At 67.6% G+C, this 6,241-nt stretch carries 7 protein-coding genes and 1 tRNA gene; 3 read left to right on the top strand and 5 right to left on the bottom strand.

The genetic code is table 11. The features are described 5' to 3' along the window. Positions 1-44: 44 nt before the first annotated feature. From IN07_RS25120 to IN07_RS07320, 3 genes are all read left to right on the top strand, one after another. Positions 45-491, top strand: a complete 447-nt coding sequence (locus IN07_RS25120) for a hypothetical protein (protein WP_156119071.1) — start codon at positions 45-47, stop codon at positions 489-491. Between the two features lie 458 nt (positions 492-949). Continuing rightward, entirely contained in the window at positions 950-1,336 is a 387-nt protein-coding gene (locus IN07_RS07325; RefSeq protein ID WP_156119070.1) for a hypothetical protein, read from the top strand. Beyond that, on the top strand, positions 1,333-1,644 hold the full coding sequence (locus tag IN07_RS07320) for a hypothetical protein (RefSeq protein WP_036334726.1): 312 nt from the start codon (positions 1,333-1,335) through the stop codon (positions 1,642-1,644). Before IN07_RS07325 ends, IN07_RS07320 begins: the two co-directional genes overlap by 4 nt. A 96-nt stretch (positions 1,645-1,740) precedes the next feature. Here the strand turns inward: IN07_RS07320 and IN07_RS07315 are convergent, their stop codons facing one another. The 5 genes from IN07_RS07315 to IN07_RS07290 form a co-directional block, all read right to left on the bottom strand. Then, a complete protein-coding gene (locus tag IN07_RS07315; protein ID WP_036334725.1) occupies positions 1,741-2,226 on the bottom strand; it encodes a hypothetical protein in 486 nt (161 codons plus the stop codon). A gap of 999 nt (positions 2,227-3,225) precedes the next feature. Beyond that, the gene (locus IN07_RS07310) at positions 3,226-4,386 is read right to left on the bottom strand and encodes an IS3 family transposase (protein ID WP_231558036.1); all 1,161 of its coding nucleotides are present in this window, start codon (positions 4,384-4,386) and stop codon (positions 3,226-3,228) included. After that, positions 4,352-4,645 (bottom strand): hypothetical protein, encoded by a 294-nt coding sequence (locus IN07_RS25115; RefSeq protein ID WP_156119069.1) that lies wholly within the window; start codon positions 4,643-4,645, stop codon positions 4,352-4,354. Before IN07_RS25115 ends, IN07_RS07310 begins: the two co-directional genes overlap by 35 nt. 435 nt (positions 4,646-5,080) lie before the next feature. Continuing rightward, a tRNA-Arg gene (locus IN07_RS07295) sits at positions 5,081-5,156 on the bottom strand. 151 nt (positions 5,157-5,307) lie between these two features. After that, on the bottom strand, positions 5,308-6,234 hold the full coding sequence (locus tag IN07_RS07290) for a glycine betaine ABC transporter substrate-binding protein (RefSeq protein ID WP_036334721.1): 927 nt from the start codon (positions 6,232-6,234) through the stop codon (positions 5,308-5,310). Positions 6,235-6,241 lie beyond the last annotated feature (7 nt).

The raw sequence follows: 6,241 nt of genomic DNA, 5'->3' as shown, positions 1-6,241 counted from the left end.
GTCTACGCCGACGCCCTCACCGGGCCCCTTGGCACACCACCTTGGTGGACGCCACTCGCGGCTCACGCGGCATTGACTTCTTGAATGACTTGGTCATGGGAAACGCTACCGTCCAGGTTCTTCGTAGATTGTTGGCCGCCTCAGGCGGCGGCCGGTCCCGCCGCGGTCTCCCGCAGATAGGCGTTGACGTCGTCGGGGAAAAGGACCTTGATCCGCCCACGCGCCCCGCCCTTGCCGCCAAGGCGCCGGTGTGGCATGCGCCCCAAGGCGATCTCGCTCCGCAGATGGCGCTCACAGATGCCAAGCCGCTGCGCTGCCTCCGCGACGTCGATAAGCCGACGGCCGTTACCGAGGTCCCCCGGCTCGATTTGGTCCAACCCGTGCATTTTGTTGCCCTCCAAGGCGTCGTCCTGCCCGGCTCTTCCGGTCAGTGCCGCCCTGCAATCGGCCAGTGCATGACCGATTCGGTCGACTCGCAGAAGCATCTTTGAGTTCGCAAGAAGAACGCCTGATCGGCTGACATGCGATTACGTAGAGTAAGGATGCTGGGGCGCGGGACGGCCACGGACGCCAACGTCCGCCCCCGTCCTGCGCCACTCGTCACACTGCGTGCCCGGCGGGCTGACTGTGCGGGCAAGCGACTGGCCCTGCCGCGTGGCTTAGCGGCCTTCTGGGTTGGTGCGCAGTGTTCGTCCGGTTGGTTCGCGCGCCCGCAGTTCGCAGCAAGGCCATCTCTGTGTCGTCAGCGAGGCGGACGGCGGCGCGACCCGGCCGCACCGCAGCAGCGCCTGGCGCGTGGGACTGCTGCCCACGATGACGGGTCAGTCCCCATCGCCGCGCCCCGTGCCCTCGTCGTCCGGGCACCCCGTTCCGACGTTCCGGAACTGTCAGTCCCATGCGAGACGATGATCTTGAGGCGCCCATGGTGGGCCTTCGAAGTGAGGTCTTGATGGACGAGTTCCACCGACGGATCCAGTCGCTTCCGCCGGAGGCGCTGGCAGCGGTGCTCCCGCCGTACTTGCGCGAACGGCCGACTGACCCGGTGGCACTGGCGCACTATCTGCTGTGGGCCGAGGCCGGTGATCACCCTGACTCTCATCTGCCGTGTCGGCCGGGACAGCCGCGCGGCTGTGACGCCTGCTGGGAGAAGAGCGAGGCATTCCGCGAAGAGGCGGCGCGGTTGCCGTACGAGCAGATGGTTCATCCGAACGAAGAGCGCGAGGCGAGGAACCTGATCTCGTACTGGTATGCGCTCGGCGCGCTCACCGGGGTGCCCGTCATCGTGCACGGCCTCCCTATGTTCGACTCCACGCGCGTCCCCCGCCCGCACCGATGATCAGCCATTACATGACGACGGTGCCTTTGCGCATCGACGGTGGTCGCCTGGTCGAGATCGATTGCTGGATGAAGCCGTTCGATGTAGTCGCGCTGGGATGCGCATGCGGATACCTCCACCGCTTGCTCGACGCAGCCGATCTCGGTCTCAACGCGCTCCAGGCGTTCTGTGGCGACCCAACAGACGATGTGTTCGAACGCCTGACTGTGGAACTCCAGGTGAGTGACCACGCCGCTGCGATGGTTCCCGCACTCCAGGACTGGGTCATGTCTATGGGCGTCCCGGAGCACGTGGGAGGTCAGTCTTGATCCGAGTGCTTCCTGAGCAAGTGGGGTGCACGTCGGACCGTCGGTCAGCATCCGTCTACATCTGTAGACGGATGTCTGACTCGGGCGCTGGCGCGGTCAGCGGGCAACGTCCGTGTTCGACCAGCGCACGTCGCCATCGCCTCCCCTTGCCGCTTCCTTGGCCTGAGCCAGGAGGGCGGCGTCCCGGCGGGAGATCCGTACCTGCGTCGCTCGCGTCTGAGCCGCCCGGTCCTCCAGGGCCTTGACCGCGTCTCCGGTCAGCCCCATCACGTCGCCGACGGATTTCCGGGACATCCCCGAATCGCGCAGCGTGCTGATCACACGCAGGCGGGCACGAGCGACCCGGGATGCCGCGCGCTGCTCCGTCTTGGGTCGATCATGGTCATCCCGCCACTGCGCTCTGCCCGTCTTGGTGCCTGGGTCGATCAACATTGAGACGAACTGGGTGCGCTTGGGGCTGCCCTCGATTCCGCGGACGACGTGGTCGATCTCCGCGAGCACCTTCTGAGCCCACTCCGAGTCTGCCTTCTCCAGGCGGAGGATCGGAGGCTCCTGCCGCTTCTCGCGCTTCTGCCTGGCCACAACCTGTCCCTTCAGGATGGGGGAGCCACGGGAAGCGGGACAGACTGTCTGCCTCGGGCCCGATGACGCTGACCCTGTACGTGTCGGAGCCGGGCCGGGCAGTCTGTACCGGTAGCGAGAGTGTCTCCGTTGCACCGCGAGGGTGTGCGCGCGTACATGGTTCACCTTGAAGCGACGACGAGCGCGCACTTCAGGCCCGCCACGACCGCGCGAGGAAGTTGCGCCTCGCGGCCCGGCCCTCGATGCCTCAGCGCAGTCCTGGCGCTTGAGGACTTGCTATCGGGGCCATGGCCGCCCCACACACACTGCGACACCTGCCACCTTTTCGGCTGTGTGCCCTCCAGCGCCATGGCCATCCGACAAATGGCCCGCGTCAGACCCGGGCAAAACTCAGCAACGAGGCCCCTGGATCTCCGGGTCGAGCAGGTCGGCGCCAAGCCAGACCGCCGTCCATGAGGAGGTGGAGCCGCACCTCCTGGGGCTACTCGTCATGCCCCAGCGGGGCACTCGGCTTCGTTTGCGTCCCCTCCTCGCCCAGCGTTTCGATCGCTATCGCGCACCACAATGTGGCACCGTCGAACCGTCATTCGGGCGCTGTCCGGCGGCCGAGGCGGAGCATCCAACTCACTATCTGCGCGGTCCCCATTTGCACTACATTTAGTTGCACTCCGCCGAGCGCTCATGAGTGGACGTTTTCCCAGGTCAACGGCGTGCCGTCGTCGGACTACCCCTGATTCCGAAATCAGGGGTGAAATCAGGGGCGAAATCAAGTCGTCACGACCCACTCGCATCAGGGGTAAGCCCGTGCCTCGTAGCGCGGCGTCCCTCAAAGCGGCCCGTTGCGAGACGCTCCATGTCCCTCCCTCAAGAGGGGCCGGGCGTTCTCGGCGGACGCCCGCCGCCGCGCCAAGAGCCCGACTGTGTGCGCTGCCCGAGGTACGTCCCCGTGGTTGCCGTCTGGGACTGCTGCAGGTTCAGTTGACACGGGGTGAGTGGTGATCATGCCGCGATGGCCGCGGCTTGGGTCGTGAAGGCGAGTTCGTACTCGACCGGGGTGAGCTTGCCGAGGGCTCGCTGGCGTCGGCGGCGGTTGTAGGTGTGTTCGGTCCAGAACACGATCGCGGCGTGGAGCTCGTCGCGGGTGCGCCAGCGGCGGCGGTCGAGGACATTCTTCTGCAGCAGCGCATGCCAGGACTCCATCGCCGCGTCGTCGCCGGCCGAGGCGACGCGGCCCATGGATCCCTGCAGCCCGGCAGCGGTCAGCACGGCCCGAAATGATCGGGCTCGGAAGTGCGATCCGCGGTCGCTGTGAACCACCACCACACCGACCGGCTGGCGCCGAGCAACCGCGGTGCGGAGCGCGGTAACGGCCAGCTGTGCGGTCATCCGCTCGTCGATCGCGTAGCCAACGATGCGGTTGCTGAACACGTCCTTGATGGCGCAGCAGTACAGCTTTCCTTCCGCCGTGGGGTGCTCGGTGATGTCGGTCAGCCACACGCGATCAGGCGCGGGCGCGGTGAAGTCGCGCTGGACGTGGTCGTCGTGCACCGCCGGGCCCGGGGTCTTGCCTGCCCCCCGGCGCCCCTTGCGCACGGTGTTCGACCACAGCTTCTGCTGCGAGCACAGCCGCCACACCCGGCGCTCGCCGACTGCGTGGCCTGCGCGCTCGAGCTCGTCAGCGAGCAACCGGTAGCCGAACTCAGGGTCATCGCTGTAGGTGTCGATCAGGGCGTTGGTCAGGTAGGCGTCCTGCAACTCACGGTCGCTGACCGGGTTGGACAGCCACGCGTAGTAGGCCTGTCTCGAATGTCCGAGCACCCCGCAGGTCAGCCGCACCGGAATGCCCTCGGCGGCCAGGTCACGGACCAGCGGGTAGCTCATTTTGGGAGGCTGCCCGCGGCGAAATAGGCCGCGGCACGGCGCAAGATTTCGTTCTCCATCTCCAGCCGCCGCATCTGGCGGCGCAGCTGCACCAACTCGTTCTGCTCGCTGCTGGTCTGCCCACATGACGCCGTCATCGATGTCGGCCTGCCGGCACCAGCGACGGACCGACTCCACCGAGATGTCGAAATCGGCCGCGACCTCGGCGTGGCTCAGATCGCCCCGACGGGCGACCCGAACGACGTCACGCTTGAACTCGGGCGGGAACTTCTTGGGCACAGTGACATCCTCCCCGCGGGACCACGTCCCGCAGATCGAGTGTCAACTGGACCGACAGCAATCCCGTGGCGCCCTTTCGGATCGGATGGTGAGGCAGCCTGGCCGATTCGGGCAGATGCCGGTCGAAGACGAGGCCAAAGTGGCGGGCGCCGCGCAGCCGCTCCACTTCTTGTGCCAGCGTGGTCCTCAGGCCCGGGTCACCAACACTCGCGATGGCGTTGTCCAGCAGGTTGCCTTCGCCTGATGACTGCTCGCGCATCCGCAAACTCCCAGTTCCCCGCTCTCAGCCCTTGAGGCGCAGTGCTGCTTGACCGACAGCCGAGCGGTTGCTCAGGCTGCTCCGACGACAATCTGGTCGGCCACCAAAGAGCGATGCTCGTGTGCGTACAGACTGTCACGCACGGTCGTTGAGGAGCGCGTCAGCAGTCCCGGCGAGCCACTCAGGTCTCCTGGTTCGCGCGGCTCGGACGTCCGCGGCATGCGGCCCCGGTGCTGGCGAGGCCAGTGCGCGCCCAGACCGCATCGTCTTCGGGCCTGGCGCCACCCAGGGCCGGTCCGTGCCGCTCCCTGCACTTCCTTGCATGCGCTGCGTCGGCGCAAGCGGATCTACGGCCCAAAGTGACACCGTCTTGTCATGCCAGTGCTCGTCCCCACGCGGCGACAACCTCGACGAGCGCCTGACCTGCGGTCGTACTGGTGCCCCCGGCAGGATTCGAACCTGCGACACACGGTTTAGGAAACCGATGCTCTATCCCCTGAGCTACGGGGGCTGCGGCGGTGCGGCTGCACCACCACCGGGCCGCTGCGCGCGGGCCGGTTGCCGACGAGAGGGTATCGGACGACCGAGGGGCCCGACGGCACGCGCCGTCGGGCCCCTCGGGCGTGTGCTCCGGTCGCTCAGCGAGCGGCGGTGCGCACCGATCAGACCTGCAGGGACTCCATGAAGTCCGGGTTCTCCTCGAGCCAGGCGTCGACGGCCTCGTCGTACCGGCCCTCGCCGTACTCGTTGACGACCATGTTCTCCAGCGAGCCGTACTGCTCGTCGGTGAGGGCCGCGTTCTCCATCATCGACGCCACATCGGCGCAGTCGGCGGAGAAGCCCTCACGGGCCAGCGTGTGCAGACCCTCGGACCCGCCCAGCGCGCCCTCGGGGTCGGCCAGGTCCTTGACCGGGAACTCGCTGTTGGCCCAGAACGGGCGCCACAGGGTGACGACGATGTCCTCGTTGGCGTCGGTCGCCGCCTGCAGCTCGGCCAGCATCGCGGTGGTGGAGGACTCGACCAGCGTGTAGTCCTCCTCCAGCCCGTAGGTCGGCATGACGCTGTCCTTGGTGGTGGCGGTGAGGCCGGCACCGGGCTCGATCCCGACGATCCGGCCGTCGAACATCTCGGCGTTGCCGGCCAGGTCGGCGATCGACTCGATGTCGGTGTACTCCGGGACGGCGAAGGTCAGCTTGGCGCCCTCGTACCAGGCACCGAGGTCCTCGAGCTGGTCGCCGTACTCCTCCATGTAGGCCGCGTGGGTGACCTCGGACCAGGCGGACGGGTAGACGTCGACGTCGCCCCCGGCCAGGCCGGCGTACAGCGGAGCCGCCTCGGAGATCTCGGTCATCTCGACCTCGATGCCCTGCTCGCCGAGGACGCTGTCCCACAGGTGGGCCATGCTCAGGCCGTCGGTCCAGGAGGGGATGAAGCCCAGGTTGACGGTCTCGCAGCCGCTGCCGGACGACGTCCCACCGGCTGCGGTGGTCTCCTCCTCGGCGTCCCCGCCGCAGGCGGTGGCGGTGAGGGCGACGGCGGCGAGTCCGGCGGCGAGGCGCGCGCCTCGGGTGGTCAGGTGCTTGTTCATGCGGTCG

It is taken from the genome of Modestobacter caceresii (assembly GCF_000761485.1).
Lineage (GTDB): Bacteria > Actinomycetota > Actinomycetes > Mycobacteriales > Geodermatophilaceae > Modestobacter > Modestobacter caceresii.
The sequence above is the reverse complement of the archived record's forward strand: the minus strand, read 5'-3'. Positions and strand labels throughout refer to the sequence as shown.

Excerpts from the sequence above, each read along its gene's own strand:
- IN07_RS07325 (WP_156119070.1), top strand. The coding sequence starts at position 950 with ATGGACGAGTTCCACCGACGGATCCAGTCGCTTCCGCCGGAGGCGCTG.
- IN07_RS07320 (WP_036334726.1), top strand. The coding sequence starts at position 1,333 with ATGATCAGCCATTACATGACGACGGTGCCTTTGCGCATCGACGGTGGT.
- IN07_RS25115 (WP_156119069.1), bottom strand. The coding sequence starts at position 4,645 with ATGCGCGAGCAGTCATCAGGCGAAGGCAACCTGCTGGACAACGCCATC.
- IN07_RS07290 (WP_036334721.1), bottom strand. The coding sequence starts at position 6,234 with ATGAACAAGCACCTGACCACCCGAGGCGCGCGCCTCGCCGCCGGACTC.